The sequence below is a fragment of the Acetobacteroides hydrogenigenes genome (assembly GCF_004340205.1).
GTDB lineage: Bacteria > Bacteroidota > Bacteroidia > Bacteroidales > ZOR0009 > Acetobacteroides > Acetobacteroides hydrogenigenes.
Genome location: NZ_SLWB01000001.1, coordinates 67,070 through 90,646, shown reverse-complemented (window position 1 = coordinate 90,646; position 23,577 = coordinate 67,070). Strand labels below are relative to the sequence as shown.

The window sequence follows — 23,577 nt, the reverse complement described above, 5'->3', positions numbered from 1 at the left end:
GTAATAGGTTGGAGTTTGAACTAAAAAAGGAGAGGAACATACATCCTCTCCTTTCTATTCAATTTTACGAATCGCTTATTGCAGCAGCTATGCTTTATTGCTGTTTAGGATTCATAACGATTTCCACTAATTGTCCCTTCCCGATAAGGTCTTGGGCTGCTTTTTGAATTGATGCTGAAGTCAATTCCGAAACAATTTTTTCGTAATCCTTATTTATGTTTTTCCCTTTCATATAATAGGTAGTAAGCACCTCCTGCCAGTAGTCTGGCGATTGCAGATTTTTCTTATGGTTTTTAATAGCGCTCTCCTTTATTCTTTTTAGGTTTTCATCTGAAACACCATCTTTTAGGAGGTTATTAACCTCGTTGTAAAGAAGGCTGAGCATTCTATCTGCAATTTTTGGATCTGTATCGAAGCGTATGGCAATGAACGATTGTGAAATGGGTTCGCTCAGCATGCTATTCTTAACGGTAACGCTGTACGTTCCACCTTCGCGTTCGCGCAAAGTGGCTAAAAAGCGCATGCGTAGGTCGTAGGAAATCGCAGAGGCCACTATCTGTGTCGCGAGGTCATCCTTGGCTTTGTTGACGTAGGCCAGGTAGATGGAGGTTTTATCGGTAGACATCGATGAAGCGAAGTGCACCTTGTAATTTTGAGTGGCCAATCGTTTCCCGTTATCCTTCCAACTATCCTTTTTGTTGGTTGTTGGAATGCTTGCTATGTAGGTTTCGATGTACGGCTTAAGTTCATTTTTATCAATATTTCCGGTAAAGATGAAGGTGAAACCTTTCATAGAAGCAAAGCGTTCTTTATAGAATTGGAAGCTCTTAACAGGATTAATCTTGTCCAGCATTTTGCCATTTTCGTGGTAGCGGTAGGGACTTCGGTTAAAGAGCACTTGATTGATAGTGTCGGCAAATGCCGTTTTAGAACTATTCAACTCATTTTCGGAGGAGGCCTTCTTGCGGTTGATCAAAGAGATGCACAGTGCAGTGTCGATTCTAGGTTTTGCAATATATAGGTTGATGAGTTGAAACATGGTCTCTGCATCTTTGGGCGATGCGTAGCCCGATATACCCTGGTAGAATTCCGAAATCTCGGGTTGCACAGAGAGTTTTGCTCCCGAGAGTATTCTTTTAAGTTCGGCTGCAGAATGGTCGGCGATGCCGCTGCTGTTGATGAATCCAGCAGCATAGTAGGCAGAAGGAAGGTCTTCTAGTAAGCTGTTGGAGTACCCTCCCTTGCTAAAGCCTGTAAATGTGATTTGATCTTTACGAAGGTCGTTAGGCTTAAGCACCACCTTGATCCCATTGGAGAGTATCCATTCGGTTGTGCCAAGATCGGAGTTTGTTGTCTCCTTTATAATTTTGCCTTTTGCGGGTTTTTGTGCCATTAGTGGGGGTACTGCTAGCTTATTTTTGTAGGGTTCTACTTTGCTTGCAGTTACCTCTTTAATAATGGACTTAAGCGAATCCACCGTAATCATGCTAACATTTTGGCTGAGTGGACCTGTGGCAACTATTATGTTATTATCATTGGTTATGTAGGTCGCTGCGATTTTGTTGATCTCATCGAGGCTTATTGATTGCAGGTTATCCTTATGCCATTGGTATAGATACTCAATATTTACTATTGGATCTCCATTAAGAAAGTTGTTTTTGGCAGAGATAACGTAAGCGTCATTTTTGCAGTTTTCTCTTTCGGTAAAACTCGATTCGTAAGAACGAAGAATGTTCTTTTTTACAACGTCGATCTCTGATGCGGTAAAACCGAACTCTTTGATACGCTTGAGTTCTGTGAGCATTCGATGGAAGCCTTTTGCCATCCCGTTATTCTTGGTAGTAACTCCCACAAAGAAGAGTTTTTTTGTAGGAACCAAATCGCCAATGCGAATTTTACTGCTTAAGAAATCGGGATGAAGGGATTGCTGTATTTCATCGAAACGATTAACTAGCAAAGTTTCTACAATTTTGTTGGTGGTTTGGTACCTAGTATACTCCTCTGATCCCATTTTCTCTTTTGGGAAGGGGGTGAACTTATGGTAAATTCTAACGTTACAGTTTTTTGCTTCAGGGTCGGCGGTAACGTAATATATGGGTTCCCTGTTGTCGGGGAGCTCAAAAGTTGGGCGAGGAGTTGGGTTGATTGGCTTTGAGATATCTGCAAAAATGCTGCTAATTCTTGCTTCAACCTCTACCGGATTGATGTCGCCAACAATAACGATAGCCTGTAAATCGGGGCGATACCACTTCTGGTAGTAATCCTTTAATGTCTGATGCTTGAAGTTGTTGATAACAGCAGTATCTCCAATTACATCGCGGATGGCATACTTCGAATCTTGGTATAGCGCCTGTTCAATGGCCTTTTTCAGACGGGTTCCGTCACCGCTTCGCATGCGCCATTCTTCGCGAATAACACCTCTTTCGTCATCAATTTCCTTATCCTCAAGACTGATGAAACTAGACCAATCGTGTAGTGCAAGCAGCGCCGAATCTACAATGGTTTTGCGTGTTGTTGGAACTGATGCAAGATAGTATACCGTTTCGTCTTTAGCGGTATAGGCGTTGATGTTGGCTCCAAACTTTACTCCAATAGATTGGAAGTAGTCTAGGAGGCGTTTGCCGGGAAAATTCTTGGTTCCGTTGAAGGCCATATGCTCAAGAAAGTGAGCAAGCCCATTTTGATCATCATTTTCGAGGATGGCTCCAACATTTTGTATAATGTAGAAGTCGGCCAAATCTTTTGGATTCGGATTCTTTTTGATGTAGTAGGTGAGCCCGTTGCTGAGTTTTCCTATCTTAAATGTTGGATCGGTTTTTACTTTATTCTCAATTGCCAGATTCTGATTTGTGGCAGCAAATGAGGAAAAAGAGAAGACAGATAACCAACATGCTATTAGCATTTTATTCATAGGTCGGTATGTGTTAATTTTGTTTTCAGTTCAAATTATGATGGACTGCAATTGCTAGTACTGCAAGCCTATGGATATCCCAGCCCAATTACGGCTGGCTTCTGATTTAAGAATATCTCCAACATTTTTGCTTAAGCTTCCGCAGTAAACCCTGAGATATCCAATGTAGATGGGAGATAGGGGGACTGATACCTTTACATCAATATCCATTTTAATTTTACTCGAGGTTAAGTAGTAGTAATCAGGGATGGTTATTGCGCGGTATAAGTCGAGTTGGTAGGGCTTCTTGGGTGCCGGTGCCGCTGGCTTTTCAAACGTTTTGTCGAGGTTTGAGTAGAGCGTTCCTTGCAGTGATCCTTCAATAAAGCACTTCCCTAACTTCACCATTTTCCCAAACTTTGCTCCATAAAAAGTTGTGGTATAGTTTTGGGTGATGTAAACTGGCGTATTCGAGTACGACTCCTTGTTTGAGTTTACTCCTCCAAATACCTTTGCCATGAAATTGTAGTTTAATCCTTGGCGTAATTTCCACAAGTCGTAGGTGGCGCAAATCGTGCTTCGGGTTATTTTGTACGATTGTTTTTTGTCTACTACTTTGCTTCTTGTAAAGCCATTTTCGTCCTTTATGCTAATGTTGGTGAATTCGTAACCTGCTCCATCAATCATATTAAGAGTAATGGCTAAGTTGTTAACTAAATTCTGCGATGCGTGATTGAAAGAAATCCCTCCATTGTAGAGCATCTTTTTCATTTCGCCACCCTTTTTCAGCGTTGTTTCGTCGTTGATAAGATCTTGGAAGTAGCTTTGGATACCTGCTGTTCCGATTACCTTAAAGTTATTTGCGCTATATGCTAGCTGTGCATTACCTCCTAGCGCATGACCCCTGAGGTCAACAGTTAGGTTATTGGTAAGGGTACCCATTTCGTTGGCAGCGCCAAGCCCGCAGAGGTTGTAGTATATATAAGTCTGCGAGGCGTTGATTAGCTTAAAGTGAATGTATTCTCTAAAGAAGTCTAAGTTTCCATTTGCTCCTATATACCAGCGCTCGTTTGGATTGTAAATCAGCGAAGGCTTTAAGCTAATGGAGTAGTATCTATTTAACGAACGAGGATCCAGCTGTTTTGCCGCCGAAATATTTGTATAGTCTACTCCAATGCCAGCATTGATGGAGTTGAAATATTTAGGTGAAGCAACTAGCGCACTTAATGAAAATTCGTGGTTTTTCCAATCGCCGCCGGTAGTATCAACAAGATGATATGGGAAATCGTTGTGAGGGAATAGTACATTCGTATACTCCTTATTCTTCTCCCACTCTCTCTTGTAGTAGAAGTTACCGTAAAAGGAGAAGTTTTTTACTTTGTCGTATCCCTTAGCATTAATCGTAAAATCGTTGATGCTTCCTGCGTCTTGAATTTGTTTGAAATCCCCGCTTTTTCGGGACATCGACAGCGAAATATCCCCGATTGACTCAAATCCATAAAGAGCAAATCCTGCAGCATTTGAAGTTGAGAGCCATATGTTTCTAGCAGTCTTAAGGTCGTCGGAGGTGGCAAGTTTTACAGAAGTTTTGACGCTATCTTTTAAATCGCTTGCCGCTGCATTTTGGGAATAGAGGCATAGTAAACCAAGTATTCCCAGATTTGCAATAAGACGGGATGCAATTTTACTCATAGTAGTTCAGTGTTAAAGCTATTGTTTTTAGAGGGGGGAGGCTATGCCTCCCCTCTAATTCTAAAGTTGCAGAACAGGCTTGTCGATAAGCTTAAAGTCATTTGCAGTATCGTTGTTGTCAACGTAAATTATTCTTCCATCTTTTGTTTCCTTTTCTTTGCGAATGATGGCTTTCCCAGATCCAGAACCTGCAATATTGAAAATAAAGGATTGATCTAACGAGGTTGGAATACGCTTTAAGTTAGGAGTATCTCCGCCAAGGCATTCAACTGCATCTAAAACGTAAGCATTGGGAACCTTTAGGATTAGGGAAGTTTGTGCTGGTTTTGACGTGTCCTTAACTTTTTCTAATGAGGCAAAGTCCTTTGCCCTGAAAATAGCGATAGCAGGACCATTAATGTTTGGGATATATTCGCTAGGAATGGTAGGATAACCTTGGTGTACATATACCATATTGACAGCATTAGGGTTGTCAATATCTTTTGTATCTGCTCCTTTGTCCATAAAGAATTCAAACTGAGCTTTAGATAGGTTGATGGAGTTGACATTATCCTTAGTGAAATCGTATGCAGATACTGCAATAACTACTGATTTACCGGGCTCCAGAGGATATTGAGTCCCTTCTCCAGGAATCTTAAAAGCATTGTAAATGTATACGTTATCTTGATCTGTCCTAAAGAACGATGCGGTAGTTCCTGTAGGATTTCCATATACTTCACCATAAATAAGACCATCGAGGTATACAGTGTGTTCTGAGTTGTTGTAAAGTTCTACGAATGGATCTTTCCCTGTAAACTTAGCTCCTTCAGGGGTAAGGCATGCAGAGTAGTATACCTGTTTAATAATAATGGAGGAGAAGTAGGAAACAGAAAGATTAAGATCGAAGGTTGCATTAGCTTCGCTATCTATAAGCTTATCTGTTAGAATGCCTCCAACATTAATATCCTTCGAAATGGTAGAGACCTTTTCAGCGTCTTGAGCTGAAAAATAGCGTGTTGCTTTAATGTTGTACAAACCACGCTCAATTTTAGGGAATAGTGCAATTCCATTCTCGTCCGACTTAACAGTGATTTCATTTCCCGATTGTTGATTGACAAGAATAACCTCTATTCCCGAAGGTTTACCCGTAAATTCGGATGGGTAAGATAGGTTTACCTTTACATCAAATTTGGGTGTTTCGTCGTCTTTTACGCAACTTGAAATTAGAAGCGGAAAAAGAGTTGCCAGTAACAGTGCAATTTTCTTCATAATAGCTTTTTTGTTAGTAGAGTTTAATAGACAGCTCTGTTCCAAAGTACAGCGCCGGATTTCTCATCGTATAGTTGCCTATGCTCGATTTCTGAATTGGTTGATGAAAGAGAAAGTTGTTGGCATAAAACGAGAAGTTTATACCGTTTTTCATCTCTTTAGTAATTCTAATGTTGTACAGCCAAAGCGGATCGTACGAAGTGGTTTTGTACTTATTGTCGTTAACAATTAGAACTAAGTAGTCGTACTGGGGAAGTTTAGCCTCTTCAGGGGTAAGCATATTGATGGAACCATCAGACCCCATGTAGCCGATTGGATACTTACGAATTTTGTCAGTAGTGTACCAATTTTTTTCTGACCAAATGGTTTGAGCTGTAAATGAGATAACAAATCGTAGTTCAGGAATATTATGAACCAATCGTAGGGCAGTAGTAAAGCGAGAAAAGTTTTTTTCATCGGAACCTTCTGGATATATTCCTACAGTAGTAGGTCGACTATGAACTTTGTATGTGTACATAAAGTAGTCGAGCCCATTTTTTGTGTTAGTAGTTTTCATATATCCTCCACTTAGGATGAAGGAGGTACGAATAGCATCAACTCTACCAAAGTTGAAGTCGAACTCAACTCCTTTATTGAACTCTTTAGCATCGTTACTTGGTTTATCAAGCGAAGCCATGTAGATTCCATTTTCGGCATTTGCATAGTCGAACTTGGGGCTTCCATCAACAATAATGACATTTGACTTTTGATAGGAGATAGGAATAAAAGAGTCACTCATCGTGAAACCATTAGTAAGCTTTTCATCGTAGAGGGTAATGCCAAAAGTCATTTTTTTGATTCTGTAATCAAACCCAATTTCAATCTTGCGGTTTCTCGAAGGTTTGAGGTCGGGATTCTCTACATTAAATACGCGGGTAGTGGTGAAAGCATACTTGTCACCTGTATTCGGATCGTAGTAGTTGGCGCTTAGTAAATCTACATATGCATAATCTGGATAAAGATACCTAAGCGAAGGAGCCTTGTAGTTGACACCATAACCAAATCGTGCGGTTAATGTCTTATTAAAACAAGCGGAAACGTTAAGACGTGGAGATATCATCTGCTTTTGATACTTAGTGGTTGGCTGAACCATGTCGTATCTAGCACCAACTTGAGCCTTATAGGTCATCTTTTTTATGTTGTAGTATAGCTCATCCTGAATGTAACTCGAGAATTGGTTAAGTAGAGGGATATCCTTAAAAGGACGAGGTCGTGCCATGTTGGCTGATAGGTTTGGAGGAAGCATTTCGTCAAAAATATACCCTTCTCCTACATTGCCATCGATTTTATACTCTGCGCCCACGAGGAATCTGTGTGTTCCTCCTGCAATTTTTTTGTAAAAGCTGTTGGACAGCTTTGTGTAGAAGTTGATAGGTTTTCCGTCAACTGTTTTTTCTGCCCAATAAGTTCCAGGTGTGAAGCTGTTTTGAATAAGAGTGTCCTTACGAGCAACGTTTACCAATCCATAAGGACTTGGCGTCATGAATTGGTGAAGATAATCCTTCTGATGAGCATACGATAACGATATGTCAAACTTTACAGTTCTTGCCCATTCCTTGTTGAAATTAAAACGGCTGGATATGGCAACGTGTCCACCTTGATCTTTCATCCCTTCTTCTGTCATTGCCTTAATGGCGTCAGGGTCTGGCTTAGACATGTCGTTGCTGAGGTAGTAGTCTGCGGTTACATTTAAATTGAGAATGCCTTTCAAAAGATTGCTTTTAGAGTAGGTTAACTGCCCATTTATCCTTTCGTAAGAGCCAGAAACGGTTCTTTCGTCGGCATAAGACTGGGTATAGCCTCCATCGATATTTAAGAAGCCGCGATCTTTTTTCAGATCAAAACCTTTGCTGATGGATGATTGAACGGTATTAGGATTAAAGCGAGCAAGTAATTCTAAAGGTGTTTTTCCTGCTTTTGTGTTGATAATAACTGCTCCTGAGGTTAGGTCTCCGTATTCTGCTGAAGGAATACCTCTGATGATCTCTATTGATTCGATGTTGTCCGTAGATATCTGTCGAAGATCAATTCCTCCCTTATTGGATGTTTGCATGTTGGCATTATTCGACATTGGAGCACCGTTCATTACAATAGATGATCCGAAGGAGTTGTTCTCAGTTGAAACCGCTTGCCTTAAGCTTAGCTGAGCGTTGTTTTGTAAATCCGGATTGTTGGCAATTTGTCCAGGTAGTAGCTGCATTACATCGCCTAAATTGGTAGGTTGAATATGCTCCAGAACGGATTTTTCGATGGACGAACTGGTACTGCTACCTGTTTTACTCTCTTTTGCAACAACAGTAACCTCCTTAATTGCAAAGTTAGACTCTTCAAGAGCTAGCGTTAAGTCGTAGGTGCGGTCTTCCTTTATGTCAATAGGGATTTGCAGCGTTTTATATCCCAAAACTTGAACAACAAGGTCTACTTTGTCTGAAGGAACATTTTTAAAACAAAACTTTCCTTCTTTGCACGTAACATTCCAAAGGCCATATTGAACAATGTTCACAACGGCAGCATCAATCGGTTCTTTGGTCGTTTTGTTAACTACAACTCCTTGCAGTACCACTGTTCCGCATTTCTTTTTTTGCCCTTTTTGAGCAACTGCTGGAGTTAGTGCTATTAGCGCTACTACGCTGATAGCGATGAAGTATCTAAACTTGGCAAGAAGCATTGGATTTAGGTTATTTGGTTTACAAGTTGAGTTCCTAATACTGTCTTTTATTGCTGCCTTTTCTTTATCTCGCATCTATCGTGTGAGGTTTATGTGCTGCTGGGCTTTGCGTTATGACCCAGCAGCACAACTTTTATAGGGCAGCGTTGATTTTTAGCTCATTCGCAAACTTGTTGATAGATCCATCGGAGAAGTTAACAACCAAGGTGTCTGCTTTCATCATCTTTATCAGGTCAGCCTTAGTAGTTTTATTCTTCATGAATGTTACAACGGCTTGTGGCTCTTGATCCGTAAACTTGGTATTAAAGCCTACCACCGCCTTGTCATTCGATAAGTGGCGTCCTAAGAATGTTACCTGACGGCTGAACTTTGGAATTTTTGCTTGAGGTAGATTCACAACTAGCGAATCGAGATTGTTCGTGGAGATGTTCTCTTCGTTAAAGGTTAGCGAAACTGGCTTAAACCAGCGACGTTCGATTTGAAGCTTGTCGAATGCTACATTGGTTAGATGCATGTACATAAACTTGAAGTCGAGATCAACGCTCACTTCTCTACCGGTTCCTCCTTCTTCGTCATCGACATAGGTAAACTCTTTAGTAGATACTATATCTTTTAGTTTGGCAGGATTGAATGCTTTAGCATTGTAGAAAATACGCACTAAAACAGGTTCCCCCCATTCGGTCTCAAATCCGTAAACTCCCTTTTCGGATTTGAGCATTCTTCCGAGTATCTTGTAGTCGTTACGGCCGTAGAAGTTGTTAATGCCAATTTCTAGAGAGCTCATTACGGTATTATTATCCTTAGGCTTGTTTAACCAGCTGGTATAGGGAGAGTAAATAGCCTTCTTTACCTCTTTTTCTGAGATAACGTTGGGGTTGTAGAATATTTTCACATGCTTAGTTCCAACATACGTTGCCACACCTAGGATTCCCTTTACCTTTTGCATTTGGTTAGCGAATGCCATAGAGCTACCATAGCATTTAACGTTGTCGGTCTTATACTGAGTAAGAACCTTCGCGTTTTCGAACTGCTCTTCGCTTCCCCATCTTTCGTCGATTGTTGGAATTTCGGTTATTGCCCCCCAAGTTATTCCGAGCGCCACAAAAAGAACCGCCATTGCTGATGGAAGCCATTGCCAGCGCTTACCGTTAAAGCTAAGCGCCTTTTCCTTACCACATGCAGCAACACACTCGCCGCAAAGGGTACAGTCAATAGAGGTTACGGTCTTGTTAGCACACGATACTTTAATTCCTTGAGGGCAGGCTTTATCGCAAAGCGTACATCCGCTACATGCATTGCCATCTCTTTGAACCTTTACTAGAGGGAATATCTTTCGATTGTAGTTGGATATTTCCAGAATATATCCTAGCAGACAGCATGCTGCTAACGCCCACCACCATTGAAGATCAACATCTAGGGCAGCAATTGCCAGATATACCAGAACAACAGTAGAGGCCATCACAAAATAGGAGAATATGTTGGAAAGCGCTCCCATTGGGCAGGCATACCTACACCAAAACTGGCGAACAAATAGCGATCCTACAATAAGAGCAATAATTGCAACCGAAGCCCAGAGTACTGAGGTGTCTGGACCCATTTGGTTAACGCTTGCAAAGTAGGGGTCGAATACTTTACAGAATAGTTCGCTTGTTGTTCCTGTCTTGTAGATTACAAGAAATGCTAAAATGTACTTAACGGAGCGCAATGCTTTATCGGCAGCGGAAGGCATATTAAAGTTAACCTTGAACTTTCGTCCGAATTTGCCCAACCATTCTGTTATTGTTCCAAGGGGGCATAAGAAGCTGCAGAATAGCTTGCTAAAAAGGAGTATTCCTCCAAAGAAAGCCAATCCGATAAATATTTGAGTAGTCGTCATTGAGCATGCTAAAGAGCCTGCAACCGCGTATCTAATAAAAGACTGTATGCCTCCAAATGCGCAGTACGCTTCAAAGTCTTTTATTGTCTCGGGGCGGAATAAATTAATGATGACTAGTCCAACTATGCCAAATAGAAGCCCTAGTTGTAGGATAAGTCTCCAGTTGTTTCGTTTTAAGTTCATAGCCGATTTTAAAATTTGATTTTGGTCAAACATAGCAATAGAAAAAGGCCCTTTTACACTTGTTTACAGAGTTAACAAATGCTTAACATCTCGGTGTCGTGCGTTTTTTTCTTCCTATAAAGGCGTAAAAGATGACGAAGGCTATGTTATTACATGCCTATAAGCAGATTGGCCTACTGCTGCTGATCGTGAATGGGGGAAGGAATTGTAATAAAATTGTTAATTGTGATATTTCGTGCTTAGTGGCGGTTTGTATGGGCTATGTTTGCTACCGTAAACCCTTAAAATTCGCGACAATTTATGGATTGTAGAATTATTAACCCTGCCGCTTTAGTCCGTTTTAAGCCTTTGACAGGCTTTCTTGCAAAGGTTTCGATTTTTTCTTTTCTGCTACTTTATTCTTCTATCTTACTATATGGCCATAGCGCAAACGAAAAGCTGTCTTTTGTAAAGCTATCCCCAGCTGGCGACTATACTATTCTGGCAAAAGAGATTTCTGAGAAAGCAACTTCCCTCGAAGTGGTGACAAAAGGTAAGACTGAGGTTATTTCTGACTGCTACAGTAAAAACTTTTCATTTATTGGTAACCATACCGTAGCTTTTATTGCTGGAAAAGGTAAGGACTCTTACATGGTTCTCTTTGACCTTGCCAAGAGTAAAGCTCTGACGCAAGTTGAAAATGTCACCTCTTATAGTAAGGTGGGGGATGCCGGTATCGTTGCTGCTCTTTCGAAGCGAAATGGGCAAAAGAACACCGCTTCCATCCTTATTTCGCTTGTAAACGGTCATCAGGCCAAGGTGCTTGCAGATACAATTGGGCTATACACCATTGCTCCCGATTCTAAGAGCATCATCTACACAAAATATGGCGAAGCCAACCAGAAAAGTCTTTATAAGGTAAGCATAGGCACCTTGAAATCGGAGCTTGTTGGTGAGCTGCCTACTCCGATACGTTCTTTCTACAGCATTTCGGCAAAGAACGATTTGCTGATGGAACCTTTAAAAGACGAAGGGAAACCGTTTATTATTACCTATAATACGCTTTCAAAAAAGTATGCCCAGATCGAGATTCCTTCTGGCCTTAGCATTTTTAAGGCAACACCTCCTCGTTTCACCGCAAATGGAAAGAGTATTTTTGCCTACTTTCAGGAAAAGCAGAAGGGTACGGTAAAGACCGATTCGACTGCTGGCGTTGAGGTGTGGGATTGGAAAGCTATTGAGCTGGTATCGGTTCAAAACAAGAAGGCTCAGCGAAACCAGATCGAAAAGAGGCTTTGGATCTGTAGAGATCTTAAGAAATTCACCCCTTTGGAGAGCGATACCCTTTACAACCTGCGCCCTGTTGGCGATGGTTCGAAGTATATGGTGGGTATCGTGGAATATCCATATATGCTTCAGCGCTCGTGGCAATCGGGCAAGATTGCCGACTACTACCTGATGGATATGGAAAACGAATCGATGAAGCTGATCGTAAAGTCATCGCCATACTACGTTATCATATCGCCATCGGGCAAGTATCTTTACTGGGTGGCTTCCGACATGTTGTGGTACGGCTATAACTTGGAGAACGGCAAGCTTACCCCCTTTAGCAAGGGAATTTCCGATAGCTTTTTCGATATAAGCAGCGATGAACCTTCCTCTAGCTCGAATTTTGCGCCCGAAGGGTGGCTGAATAGCGATAAGATTTTGCTGAAGTCGTATTACGATCTTTGGATTTGCGACCTATCGGGCAAGGAGGCTCCGATTTCGGTAACGCATCAGCTAGGAAAGCAAACGAACTCTCAGTTTAGGGTGGTGAGCAGCGAAAAAGATTTTCTGAATAACAGAAAAGAGGTAGTTGCCGAACGATTTAACCTTTCGTCAAAGGAGTCGGGGTTGTATCTGATCGATTTAACTGGTAAGCAACAGCCTAAAGAGCTAGTTGCTGGAGGATATAAGTTCTCGTCGGTTGAGTATGCTGCATCGTCTAAGGTTGTTGCTTGGAGGCAGGAGTCCTATTCCGACTATCCGAATGCTTGGGTAAAGTATGGCGCAGATAGGCCTAAGCAGCTTACGACCATTTCGCCATCCGATTCGTTGCGCGGAAGCGCTCATCTGCTATCGTGGGAGAATAAGGATTTTGGAACCCTACAGGGAATGCTCTTTTTACCCGATACCACCCGCTTTAAGCCTCCGTATCCTTGCGTTGTTAACTTTTACGAGCAGCAATCGAATGAGCTGAATGTTTTTAGAGAGGTGGCCTTATCCGATTGCAACATTAACGTTCCTTTCTATGTGCAGAATGGTTTTGCCGTTTTTATTCCAGATATAAAGTTTAAGGTGGGCGAGCCTGGCGAAAGCAGCTACTCGTGCATGAAAAGTGCGCTGGAGCATCTAGCTAAGCGCTATCCACAGATTGACATGGAGCGCTTAGGCGTTCAGGGACATAGCTGGGGGGCTTTTCAAACGGTATACCTCCTTTCGCGAATGAATTTCTTTAAGGCTGCTGTAGCCATGGCTCCGGTTGTGAATATGATAAGCGGATACGGTTCGTTACGCAGAGGGGTAGGCAGCAGCCGCATGTTCCAGTACGAATCGGGGCAAAGCCGCATCGGGAGTACCCTATGGGAGAAACCGCAAGCTTACATTAAGCATTCGTCCATTCTCTATGCCGATAGAATTGCCACACCGCTTCTCGTTGTTGCCAACGATAATGATGGCGCTGTGCCATACGAGCAGGGAATGGAGATTTTCTTGGGGATGCGAAGGCTACAGAAGCCCTGTTGGATGGTAAACTATAAGGGAGACGCTCATGTGCTCAATTTTGAATCGAATAAGAGGGATTATACAGAAAAGGTGATGGGGTTATTTCGCTTTTACCTAAAGGGAGGGGAGAAGCCGGACTGGATGTTATAGTGCTGGTTGTTTTATTAGAGCTGTCTCCGGGATGGATGTGGTGGACTTATGGGCCATCCTCCATCCTTTTTGTTTTCTCTACTGTCACGAAGGATAGCTATTCTAAAGAGTTCCCATTTTAAGATTATAAGAAAAGAAGACATTAGGGAATCAGCATATCATAGCGTAACATATATCAACCGATGGTAGGGAGGTATGCAGCTACGTTGAGCATATAGTTCAATCAGCGCTGTTATTCCGGATTTGTTCCGGAATCTTTATTTCGATGGAGTCAGTTTAAAATCGGAATCCAATAAATCCCAAAAAAGAAGCCATTCGGGAAACTTGCTAAGTTGGCTATGCCAAACTATCGTTTCCGGAACAAGCACGGAATGACACTCCGGGAGAGGGATTTTTCATAAGCGACCTTATTCAACTATAAAAAATTAGACGGCAGCCTGTTGCCAAGCTGCCGTCTGTCGTGATTTGTTGTAGCAGTATGTTAATGTGCAAACGCTCTTATAGAGTCGCTGTAGAGTAGCGTATCTTCCGAACCTTGATAGGCGCACTTAAACTCGTACTCCTTACCCGGCGTAAAGCCCGAGATATTTTTTTTATGCGAAGTGGAAGGGGTTAGCCTCCATTCTTGAATGTTTGCAGGAGCAGGAACTGGTGCCGAGTAGAAATTGTAGAATGAAGCATTCTTATTAACATCTACCTCTAGAAGAAAATCGCCCTGGTTAGCACCACTTTTAACCTTAAAGTTTTCGGGCTTTTCGAGAATGCCTACTTTTTTACGTTCCTTCGAGAGCGTAAAACCTGTAGATTGGAGCTTTATAGGATCACCCTTTGCCTGAAGGTTAACTTCACTGGCAACCTCACGAACAAAGTCACATAGAATCTTCTTCGAAGCATTCTTCACCGCTATATCCTGCGAAGTACCATTTTGAGCCTTTATCAACTTTTTATCAAAGTCAGCAACGTACTCCTTAAAGGTAATCATTCTTTCTGCCTCAAATTTAAAGTTAACATTACCGGTTAACCTTTCAATTACGTTGTAAAAAAGAGGAGAAAGTTCGCTATCAGGCGATTTGTGATAGCTGATAATAACTTCTTGTCTAGTCATAAAAATTCAAGTGTTAGAATATTAAAAAAACGGTTACAAGTATTAATACACTTTAGGGTAAGAAATGTTCAAACTGAAAATATGTTATAAAACATATTTATGTTCTATTTATACAAAACGGTAAGTATTCTTGCTTATTATATAGGCCAAATCTTAATGCTGAAATAAACGATTTATATGTTGTTTGTTCTTGATAAAAGCTTGTATATGAGTGTTGTAAATATAGCATGTGATTCCCTGTTTCTATGGATATATGGGTCATTTCTTATAAGAAATGACCTATTTCTGGAAAGAAATGCTTCATTCCATATAAGAAATGCCTCATTTCTGGTAAGAAATAGTCCATTCCATATAAGAAATGGGCCATTTCTTATATGGAATGGATTACTTCTTGGAGGAAATGGCTTATTTCTTTCAAGGAATAAGCCATTTCTTTTAAGAAATGGAGTGCATTCGGCAAAAAGGGCTCGGAGGGATATTGCTCTTGAACTGGATATTGTAAGATAAGCTATAAAGTAGAAGAGTAACCTGAAAATCGGCTATTAAATGTTAATACAGATGGCTGCATTTGTAGGATGAGCAATTTGCCTTTATGGCGAATTAGCTTCGTGTTGTAAAAGAATGTATGGCGTGTATCGGTTTGCTTATCAAACTAGTAGGTTTGTACTAACGGGCAAGCCTATTCTTGGCTGAACATATGGAAGGTTAATTAGATGTTAAAGATTTGCGATATCTTGTTTTGCTTTGAGAATTGATGAACTTGCGATTCTGAAAACGGGATATTCTAGGGCTTGTGTTTTTGAATACTTAAGGGGGAGAGTGTGAATGTTAAAGGGATTTAAGCGAGGGAACATAAGAAGGCTGAGCAGGCTGGCGTTAACTTGGGGAGGAATCCTATCTACAGTTGCTTTTTTGGGGCTAATTGCTACGCAGTACTTCTGGATTAGCAATGCGCTCAGGTTGTCGAGGTACCAGTTCGACCATCGGCTAACGCTATGCCTGAACGAAATATCCAAAGAAATAAACGGAAAGCTATCGTCGTATAACGGGTGCACGCATACCTCGTGCACTAGGCATAAGGAGCACTACCGAACCATAACCGATGTTCTGGATGATAAGAATATCCGGGAAATCATAGAAAAAAAAATATCGGCATACGATTTAGACCCTAACTACGAGTTTATCTTAAGTACCCAAAAGGATACCTCTAAGAAATCTGACGACGGAATCTTCAGCTCTCCGCTTGCCCTTAAGCCTCACGAAACCTGCTTAGATTTTAAAAAGGAAAACTTTTACCTGAAGCTCTACTTTCCCGAAAAGAACGCCTTCCTTTTAGGGAAGATGATGTTTTGGATCGTGCTGTCGTTCGTGTTTATTCTGGTGATGCTACTCCTGTTTTGCTCTATTTTATATGTTACCATATCTCAGAAGAAGCTAAATCAGATTAAGGATGACTTTATTGATAATATGACGCACGAGTTTAAGACTCCGATATCTACTATTGTGCTCACCGCGGGTAGTCTTGAAAAAATTACTGGCGATACGCCAATAGAAAAGGTAAAGAAGTACGGCGAAATTATCGGTGAAGAGGCCAATCGGCTAAAAACGCAAACCGAATACATCCTCGAAATAGCCAAGCTGGATATGGGTAGGCGGTGCCGATCGAGCTACAAGGCGATAAACATAAACGACCTGGTGCAGGAGTATGTTTGCTGCTTCGAGCGGATGGTGCACGAGAAGCTGGTAAAGGTGCGCACCCATTTAGACGATAACGTAAAGCTGATAGAAGCGGATCCGTTCCTACTGCGCATACTTCTTTCGAATCTTTTTGAAAATGCGGTTAAGTACTCCTACGATGAGGTCTGCATTACGGTTAGAACCTTTGATATGAATGGAGCTGTTACCCTAGAAATTCAGGATAATGGTATAGGCATTGGCAAGGAAGATTTAAAGTACATTTTTGAGAAGTTTTTTCGCTGCCATACAGGGGATAGGCACGATGTTAAAGGTTTTGGTTTAGGGCTTCACTATGTGAGCAAAATTGTAGACGACCATAATGGAACAATAAGAATTGAAAGTGAGAAGAAAAAGGGGACAACTTTTATAGTTACGTTTCCTTACCTAAGGGGATAGTGTTAGGCTGTTGTGAGTATTTCTTTCGAATCAAACATAAACGCTGTTTTACTATTATGAAGAGCAAGGCTATGATACTTTTGGTAGAAGATGATAAAAACCTTGGGTTTATATGCCAGGAGTTTTTAGAATCGGAAGGTTACTTTGTCGAACTAGAAAGCGATGGTATGGCAGGATTGAAATCTTTCCAGAATAACGCCTACGATTTGGCATTGCTCGATATTATGCTTCCAAAGATGGACGGTTTTACGCTGGCTAAAGAAATAAAGAAGCAGAATAAGCACATCCCTATCGTGTTCTTAACGGCTAAGAATATGAGCTCCGATATGGTGAAGGGGTTCAAGTTTGGTGCCGATGATTATATTACGAAACCTTTCAACACCGAAGTGCTTAAGCTGCGTATCGAAGCTGTTCTTCGCCGTACCAAAAGCATTATTCCCGAAATGAAAAGCTACACCGAGTTTATCCTCGGAGAAGCCTTTTTCGACTTTACCAATATGGCTATAAGCTGCTCTGGTAAAATTGTAAAGCTTACCAAAAAGGAGGCCGAGCTTTTGCGCCTTTTCTGCATTAATAAGAATAGCATCATATCGCGCGAAACAGCGCTAAAAACTATTTGGGGAGAGAACGATTACTTTCTTGGGCGCAGCATGGATGTGCACGTGGCTAAGCTGCGAAAGATATTAAAGCCGTTGAACACCGTCTCCATAGAAACAATCCACGGTCAAGGTTTTAAGCTGGTAGAGCACTAGCGTATCAGCTTAAGGCTGCTTGCTCTTTTTTTAATCCTGTCAACATCATCGTTTGTTCCAAGCGCAGGTTGCTGTGGCCGTTTTATTGCCGCAGGCTGTAGCGTGCTGTCTTGGTTTAGGTTAAGCACAAAAATGGTTGACTTTTCGCCCATTAACATCTACTTAACAATACTATACATCGCAGATAATACATTTGTTTTGCACTAAAACCTAATTTTATGCATAAGCGCATTTTAACACTGCTCGTTATAACCGTTGCATTCGCAGGTCGGCTATATGCTGACGAAGGCATGTGGTTCTTGCCTCTTCTCGAAAAGCAGAAGATGGTAGACATGAAAAAAATGGGATTAAAGCTTTCGGCTAAGGACATCTACAGCTACAACACCTCGAGCCTTAAGGATGGGGTGGTAATGTTTGGCCGATGGTGTACAGGAGAGATTGTTTCCTCTAAGGGGTTAATTCTAACCAATCACCACTGTGGGGTCGACATCTTCCAAAAGATTAGTACCTACGAAAAGAATATTCTAAAGAATGGGTACTGGGCAAAATCGTACGCCGAAGAAATTCCTATTCAGGATCTTTCCATTTCCTTCTTGGTAAAGATTGTTGATGTCACCAAGGAGGCAAAAGCTATAGCCGATACCATAAAGAACAAGGCGTTTGCTTCGCGCAAACTCGATAAGATTATGTCGAAGAAGTATCCATCGAGCGATCCAAGCTGTAGCGTAAGCCTCGAAGTGTTCGATAGAGGGAATCAGTACTACCTATTTTACTATAAAACCTATACAGACGTTCGTCTAACAGGTGTTCCTCCACAAGGTATTGGTAAGTTTGGCGGCGATACCGATAACTGGATGTGGCCTCGCCAAACCGGCGATTTTTCGGTATTCCGGGTTTACGGCGATAAGAATGGGAATCCTGTGGAGTACTCGCCTAATAATGTTCCATTAGAAACAAAGGGGCATTTAAAGGTGTCGCTAAAGGGATTGAAAGAGGGCGATTTTACGATGGTCATGGGGTATCCTGGGTCTACCGTGCGCTACCTTACCGAAAGCGAGCTGCAGGAGCAGATTGAGGTAAAGCATACCATTACTTCTACCGTTCGTGATGCCCGTCAGCGTATAATGATGGAGGATATGCGTGCTGATGACAGGATTCAGCTGATGTACGCCTCTAAATACTTTAATTCTTGCAACGCGCAAAAGCTTTCGGAAGGAATTGTTGCAACAATCGCTTCCACGGGTGCTTTCGAACAAAAGAGGGCATTAGAGCAGCGCTTCACCAAGTGGGTAAACTCAACTCCTGCAGCAAAGGCAACCTATGGCAATGTGCTTTCTACCATTAACTCTACCATCGAGAAGCGTAGAAATACCATGTGGAACTACACCTACCTAGAGGAGGCTATTACGCGTAGTACAGAGGTCTTTGTAAGCGCCATTCGCCTTCAAGGATTGCAGCGAGGTCTTGCCGATGGTCAAAAGATCACCGACAAATCGGTTGCTCAGCAAAGGAAAAATGCGTTGGAGTTCTTTAAGGATTACAACCCTGCAACCGATCGACGTGCTACTATTAAGCTGCTTGAGCTGGTAAAGAAGAATGTCGACAAGAAATATTTGCCTGATTTCTTTAATATAATTGATAAGGATTTTAGTGGAAACATTAGCGCCTTTGTAAGTAAGATGTTTGAAACATCAATTGCTTGCGACTCTTCTCGATACTTTGCTTTCTTAAAGAATCCTGTGCTAGGTGTTTTAGATAACGATTTGGCGTATAAGATGGCAAAGTCTCATAATGAGATGCTAATCAAATTAAAGAATATTAACGGCGAAGATAATGATGCATTTAGGAATGCCCGTACGCTGTTTATTAAGGGAATACAGGAAATGGATTCGAAAAAGGCGTTTTATCCTGATGCCAACTTCACTATGCGTTTAACTTACGGAAAGGTTGTTGGTTACGAACCTAAGGATGGTCAGTGGAATAAGCCTTTTACTACTACTAAGGGAATTTTGGAAAAGGAAAATCCGAAAGATTTTGAATTTGAAGTTCCAGCAAAGGAGAAGGAGCTTATTCTAAAAGGTGATTACGGTCCCTATGGTGAAAAGGATGGAACCATGCGGGTTTGCTTTCTAACCGATAATGATATTACAGGAGGAAACTCTGGTAGCCCGGTAATGAACGGGAATGGAGAGCTAGTAGGAATTGCTTTTGATGGCGTTTGGGAGTCTTTATCAAATGATATAATTTACGTACCTGCCAAAAATAGAACAATATGTGTAGATATTCGCTACGTATTGTTTTCAATAGATAAGGTTGGTGGCGCAAAGTGGTTAGTTGATGAAATGCTTATGGATTAGATAGTTTATTATGTTTGTTTAATTGGGCGAAAAGGGCGTTGCAGCTTAATGCAACGCCCTTTTTATGATTCTGTAGCCTTTGTATTAAAATTCAAGTAGGCATCCGCAACTATTCGTGCTTCTTTTCTTTTCCCTTTTTAGCCCTGTTTTCGATATCGGTGTACTCTATTTCTAGGCTCTTGTTGTATATGGCCATAGCACGGGCGCTCATACCCATGCTAGAGAACCCTCCGTCGTGAAGCAGGTTCTGCATGGTTACCTTGCGGGTGAGGTCGGAGAATAGGGCAATGGTATAGTCAGCACATTCTTCTGCCGTTGCATTCCCTAGTGGCGACATCCTATCCGAGAAGTCCATCAAACCATCGAATCCCATAATGCCACCTCCTGCGGTAGTCATTGTTGGCGATTGCGAAATGGTATTGATGCGAACATGCTTTTCGCGACCGTAGATGTACCCGAAGCTACGTGCAATCGATTCAAGAAGCGCTTTGGCATCTGCCATGTCGTTATACCCGTAAAGCGTGCGCTGGGCGGCAACATACGAGTAGGCAACGATTGATCCCCATTCGTTCATGGCATCAAGTTTTCTGCAAACTTGAATAACCTTATGGAATGAGATGGCGGATATATCTAGCGTTTTTTGAAGATAGTCGTAGTCGAGGTCGTCGTAGGTTTTTCCCTTACGAACATTTGGGGACATTCCGATGGAGTGAAGTACAAAGTCAAGCTTTCCGCCAAGAACATTCATTGCTTCGGAGATAAGCTTCTCTAGATCCTTTACGTTAGTTGCATCTGCTGGAATAACTATGGATCCTGTTTTTTCTGCCAGCTCGTCAAGCTCGCCTAAGCGTAGGGCGACAGGTGTATTCGTTAAAACAAATGTTGCTCCTTCTTCATGTGCCTTTTCAGCAACTTTCCATGCAATAGATTTATCATTTAGTGCTCCAAAAATGATTCCTCTCTTGCCTTTCAGTAGGTTGTATGACATTGATTTTTAGTTTAGTTGATGACAAATATAGGGATAAATGCCCGATGAACCCGACTTGCATCTATTAACTTAGATTAAATCGGCATTTCTTCCCTTAAACCAACAAGGTGTAATAATGTTCATCGTCTTTCTGCGATGGGGATGTGAATGGTGGCGCTAGCTTTTGAGTAGAGCCTTTGCGTTTTGAATTGCAGCTTCGGTAAGACTCTTGCCGCTAAGCATTTTGGCAATCTCCGTTATACGCTCTTGTTCGTCTAGTTGCCTAATCTGTGTAGATGTTGCCGCATCTCCACTTTCCTTGTAAACAAAGAAGTGGTAGTCGCCTTTGCTCGCAATTTGAGGAAGGTGGGTAATGTTAATTACCTGAATGTTCTGTGAAACCTCTTTTATAATAGTGCCCATCTTATCTGCTACCTCTCCTGAAACTCCCGTGTCGATTTCGTCGAAAATGATGGTTGGTAAATCTCCCTTTTTAGCAAGTAAGGTTTTTATGCTAAGCATCAAACGCGACATTTCGCCACCAGAGGCAACTTTGGAAACATTCTGAAGGGGGAGTAGCTTATTTGCTGAAAAGAGGAGCTCTACTCTGTCAATGCCTGTGCGGGTTAACTCTGTTTCTATAATTTCTACTTGTACTTTTGCATGCGGCATTCCTAGTTCGGAGAGTAGGTGCTCTATATGGGTATGAATGTGCTCTGTAATGTTCTTCCTCTTATCTGATAGCTGGTAAGCTAGTTCTTTTGCTTGAGCATGTAGCTCTTCTGTAAGTATGCGTTGCTTTTCTATTTGATCTTCGAAATTGGATATGCGAGAAAGCTTGCTTTCGAGTTCGTTGCGTAGAGATATGAGTTCCGCAATCGATGAAACTCGATGCTTTTGCTGCAGGGTATAGAGCAGATCGAGGCGCTCCTTTATCTGCTGTAACCTATCTGGGTTCACCTCTATTTTCTCGTTGATTCCTTCTATCTCATCGCTAATATCCTTTAGTTCGATGGTAACGCTGTCGAGACGTTCTAAAATTGATTGAGATTTGTGGAATACATCTTTGATGCGCTTGAGCGACTGCTGGCAACTCTTTAGAGAGTGAATGATCGCCATATCGGATTCCGAAATGGCTTCGTTACAAAACTGCAATTCAACCTTTATGGCTTCGGCATTCGACAGCTCCTTTTCCTCTTCCTCGAGCGCCTCTTGCTCTCCTTCGGTGAGCTTTGCATCAACAAGCTGCTGGTGCTGAAAGGTATAGTAGTCGAAATCGGCAGAAGACTTTTTTTGCTCCTCTACAAGTTCTTGTAGCTTACTGTTCTCCTTCTTATATGATGCAAAGGTTTGCTGGTACTTAGAAAGGAGCGTATTGCAACCTGCTGCTACATCTAGAACGTTTAGCTGAAAGTCCTGATTGGAGAGAAGCAACGTTTCATGCTGCGAGTGAATATCAATCAGCATTAGCCCTAAATCTCGTAAGGTGGAGAGATTCACGGGGGTGTCGTTGATGTAGGCCCTCGACTTTCCGCTAGGGGTTATAAGCCGTCTAACAACAGCTTGCTTTTCGTATTCTATGTCGTTTTCTTCGAAGAACAGCGCAAGGTTCATCTTCTCTATGTTGAAGGTACCTTCGACAATGCAGTTCTTCTCTGGGTTTTTTAGCGTTGATATGTCTGCACGTTGACCTAAAATGAGTCCGAGTGCACCTAGTAGAATAGATTTTCCAGCACCCGTTTCACCCGTGATGATATTCAACCCCTGCTTAAACTCAATGTTGAGCTTGTCGATTAGGGCATAGTTTTCTACAGATAGCGATTGGAGCATGGCTGAACGTTAGTTTGTCTTTTTCTCTTCTGTGATTTTCTTGTACTTGGGCTCGTTGGCTTGGTCAATTTCGGAAAGCATCTGGTATACTCGCTGTTTTTCCGATGCGTATGCCTCCGAGTATACGTTTACTATTTCATCAGATTTTGCATCGAAAAATATTTTTAGGAGAAATAGGTGAGGATCGGGTTTGTCTCTAAACACCTTTTGGATGCTAAGTAAGCTGTTGGTTACTTCGTCGCGACCTTCGGATACCTTTGTGCCCATTTGGTCTAGGCCTAGCCGATGGTATGTATAAATGGCATTTCTAACTTGAGAATACTTTGGGTTGAGAAGATTTTCAACCAACCAGTAGCGATTTTTTCTTGATGACTCGTAGGATTTCCACCCTTTTTCTGGAGCTGTTTGCGCATTGCTTACAATCTTCTCCGCTTTTTTGAAGAACTCGGTGCCACCTTTGGGCGAGAACGAATCGTAGTCAAGTCCAATGACAATATAGGCGTAGTATGCGAGCAGCGATGTTAGCGCAGATCCATATGAATTTTCGTTGAACTCGAGCTTGTTAAATTCTTGGTAGCTGAACTGAACATCGTTGTCGTTAAAGTTAAAGAGCACGGTGGTATAGGACGACCCAAAAACGGGTCGGCGCGCCTGTACCTGAAGGGTTCCTTTGTATTCGTTGGGGCCAACCTGTTCGGTGATATTAAGGAGAAAGTTGCATTCGATGCGCTCGTCTACCGAGTATACGTTGTTGCTCCACGAACGGTTGTTCATGAACTCGTAAAGGTCGGTTTGCATGGTTTGAAATACCTGTCGATAGGTGCCTTGTATCTGAGAGGCATTTACCGAAATGTTGCATCTCAGATCTTGTGCATGGGCAAGTCTACCGATAAAAAGAACAAGTGCAAGGAGTAGCAGCTTTTTCATCTCAATATGTCCAAG

At 41.8% G+C, this 23,577-nt stretch carries 15 protein-coding genes; 5 read left to right on the top strand and 10 right to left on the bottom strand.

Features of this window, described 5'->3' with window-relative positions:
* Window positions 1–94: 94 nt before the first annotated feature.
* Genes CLV25_RS00305 through CLV25_RS00285 form a run of 5 tightly spaced genes read right to left on the bottom strand, consistent with a single transcriptional unit; the run spans window position 95 to window position 10,596 of the window.
* Entirely contained in the window at window positions 95–2,911 is a 2,817-nt protein-coding gene (locus tag CLV25_RS00305; RefSeq protein WP_131837634.1) for a M16 family metallopeptidase, read from the bottom strand.
* Between the two features lie 54 nt (window positions 2,912–2,965).
* Complete coding sequence (locus CLV25_RS00300) at window positions 2,966–4,582, bottom strand: DUF6850 family outer membrane beta-barrel protein (RefSeq protein ID WP_131837633.1); 1,617 nt, start codon at window positions 4,580–4,582, stop codon at window positions 2,966–2,968.
* Between the two features lie 60 nt (window positions 4,583–4,642).
* Entirely contained in the window at window positions 4,643–5,830 is a 1,188-nt protein-coding gene (locus CLV25_RS00295) for a DUF4876 domain-containing protein (protein ID WP_131837632.1), read from the bottom strand.
* 13 nt (window positions 5,831–5,843) lie between these two features.
* Window positions 5,844–8,612 carry a TonB-dependent receptor gene (locus CLV25_RS00290; RefSeq protein ID WP_131837631.1) on the bottom strand — a complete coding sequence of 923 codons (2,769 nt, stop codon included), beginning with the start codon at window positions 8,610–8,612 and terminating at the stop codon, window positions 5,844–5,846.
* A gap of 58 nt (window positions 8,613–8,670) precedes the next feature.
* A complete protein-coding gene (locus tag CLV25_RS00285) occupies window positions 8,671–10,596 on the bottom strand; it encodes a 4Fe-4S binding protein (RefSeq protein ID WP_165876941.1) in 1,926 nt (641 codons plus the stop codon).
* A 300-nt stretch (window positions 10,597–10,896) separates the two neighbouring features.
* Between CLV25_RS00285 and CLV25_RS00280 the strand changes: the two genes are divergently transcribed.
* Entirely contained in the window at window positions 10,897–13,491 is a 2,595-nt protein-coding gene (locus CLV25_RS00280) for an alpha/beta hydrolase family protein (RefSeq protein ID WP_131837629.1), read from the top strand.
* 481 nt (window positions 13,492–13,972) lie between these two features.
* Here the strand turns inward: CLV25_RS00280 and CLV25_RS00275 are convergent, their stop codons facing one another.
* Entirely contained in the window at window positions 13,973–14,596 is a 624-nt protein-coding gene (locus CLV25_RS00275; RefSeq protein ID WP_131837628.1) for a hypothetical protein, read from the bottom strand.
* Window positions 14,597–14,803: 207 nt separating this feature from the next.
* Here CLV25_RS00275 and CLV25_RS00270 point away from each other — a divergent pair, with 207 nt between their 5' ends.
* The 3 genes from CLV25_RS00270 (at window position 14,804) to CLV25_RS00260 (ending at window position 17,481) form a co-directional block, all read left to right on the top strand.
* A complete protein-coding gene (locus CLV25_RS00270; RefSeq protein WP_131837627.1) occupies window positions 14,804–15,103 on the top strand; it encodes a hypothetical protein in 300 nt (99 codons plus the stop codon).
* A gap of 318 nt (window positions 15,104–15,421) precedes the next feature.
* On the top strand, window positions 15,422–16,729 hold the full coding sequence (locus tag CLV25_RS00265; RefSeq protein WP_131837626.1) for a sensor histidine kinase: 1,308 nt from the start codon (window positions 15,422–15,424) through the stop codon (window positions 16,727–16,729).
* 56 nt (window positions 16,730–16,785) lie between these two features.
* Window positions 16,786–17,481, top strand: coding sequence for a response regulator transcription factor (locus CLV25_RS00260; protein ID WP_131837625.1), 696 nt, complete (start codon window positions 16,786–16,788; stop codon window positions 17,479–17,481).
* On the opposite strand, the gene CLV25_RS15880 is transcribed toward CLV25_RS00260, so the two are convergent.
* A complete protein-coding gene (locus CLV25_RS15880; RefSeq protein WP_165876940.1) occupies window positions 17,478–17,633 on the bottom strand; it encodes a hypothetical protein in 156 nt (51 codons plus the stop codon). The two genes, CLV25_RS00260 and CLV25_RS15880, sit on opposite strands and share 4 nt — an antisense overlap.
* A 66-nt stretch (window positions 17,634–17,699) precedes the next feature.
* Between CLV25_RS15880 and CLV25_RS00255 the strand changes: the two genes are divergently transcribed.
* Window positions 17,700–19,838, top strand: a complete 2,139-nt coding sequence (locus CLV25_RS00255) for a S46 family peptidase (protein WP_131837624.1) — start codon at window positions 17,700–17,702, stop codon at window positions 19,836–19,838.
* 109 nt (window positions 19,839–19,947) lie between these two features.
* Here the strand turns inward: CLV25_RS00255 and CLV25_RS00250 are convergent, their stop codons facing one another.
* The 3 genes from CLV25_RS00250 to porD all read right to left on the bottom strand — a co-directional run bounded on the left by CLV25_RS00250 (window position 19,948) and on the right by porD (window position 23,562).
* A complete protein-coding gene (locus tag CLV25_RS00250) occupies window positions 19,948–20,826 on the bottom strand; it encodes an enoyl-ACP reductase FabI (protein ID WP_131837623.1) in 879 nt (292 codons plus the stop codon).
* A 156-nt stretch (window positions 20,827–20,982) separates the two neighbouring features.
* Window positions 20,983–22,635, bottom strand: a complete 1,653-nt coding sequence (gene recN / locus CLV25_RS00245; protein ID WP_131837622.1) for a DNA repair protein RecN — start codon at window positions 22,633–22,635, stop codon at window positions 20,983–20,985.
* Window positions 22,636–22,644: 9 nt separating this feature from the next.
* Window positions 22,645–23,562: a type IX secretion system protein PorD gene (gene porD / locus CLV25_RS00240; RefSeq protein WP_131837621.1), complete on the bottom strand. Its 918-nt coding sequence runs from the start codon at window positions 23,560–23,562 to the stop codon at window positions 22,645–22,647.
* Between the last annotated feature and the right edge of the window lie 15 nt (window positions 23,563–23,577).

Bases quoted from the DNA above. Each gene is read 5' to 3' on its own strand.
- CLV25_RS00305 (WP_131837634.1), bottom strand. From the start codon at position 2,911: ATGAATAAAATGCTAATAGCATGTTGGTTATCTGTCTTCTCTTTTTCC.
- CLV25_RS00300 (WP_131837633.1), bottom strand. From the start codon at position 4,582: ATGAGTAAAATTGCATCCCGTCTTATTGCAAATCTGGGAATACTTGGT.
- CLV25_RS00295 (WP_131837632.1), bottom strand. From the start codon at position 5,830: ATGAAGAAAATTGCACTGTTACTGGCAACTCTTTTTCCGCTTCTAATT.
- CLV25_RS00290 (WP_131837631.1), bottom strand. From the start codon at position 8,612: ATGCGAGATAAAGAAAAGGCAGCAATAAAAGACAGTATTAGGAACTCA.
- CLV25_RS00285 (WP_165876941.1), bottom strand. From the start codon at position 10,596: ATGAACTTAAAACGAAACAACTGGAGACTTATCCTACAACTAGGGCTT.
- CLV25_RS00280 (WP_131837629.1), top strand. From the start codon at position 10,897: ATGGATTGTAGAATTATTAACCCTGCCGCTTTAGTCCGTTTTAAGCCT.
- CLV25_RS00275 (WP_131837628.1), bottom strand. From the start codon at position 14,596: ATGACTAGACAAGAAGTTATTATCAGCTATCACAAATCGCCTGATAGC.
- CLV25_RS00270 (WP_131837627.1), top strand. From the start codon at position 14,804: ATGAGTGTTGTAAATATAGCATGTGATTCCCTGTTTCTATGGATATAT.
- CLV25_RS00265 (WP_131837626.1), top strand. From the start codon at position 15,422: ATGTTAAAGGGATTTAAGCGAGGGAACATAAGAAGGCTGAGCAGGCTG.
- CLV25_RS00260 (WP_131837625.1), top strand. From the start codon at position 16,786: ATGAAGAGCAAGGCTATGATACTTTTGGTAGAAGATGATAAAAACCTT.
- CLV25_RS15880 (WP_165876940.1), bottom strand. From the start codon at position 17,633: ATGGGCGAAAAGTCAACCATTTTTGTGCTTAACCTAAACCAAGACAGC.
- CLV25_RS00255 (WP_131837624.1), top strand. From the start codon at position 17,700: ATGCATAAGCGCATTTTAACACTGCTCGTTATAACCGTTGCATTCGCA.
- CLV25_RS00250 (WP_131837623.1), bottom strand. From the start codon at position 20,826: ATGTCATACAACCTACTGAAAGGCAAGAGAGGAATCATTTTTGGAGCA.
- recN (WP_131837622.1), bottom strand. From the start codon at position 22,635: ATGCTCCAATCGCTATCTGTAGAAAACTATGCCCTAATCGACAAGCTC.
- porD (WP_131837621.1), bottom strand. From the start codon at position 23,562: ATGAAAAAGCTGCTACTCCTTGCACTTGTTCTTTTTATCGGTAGACTT.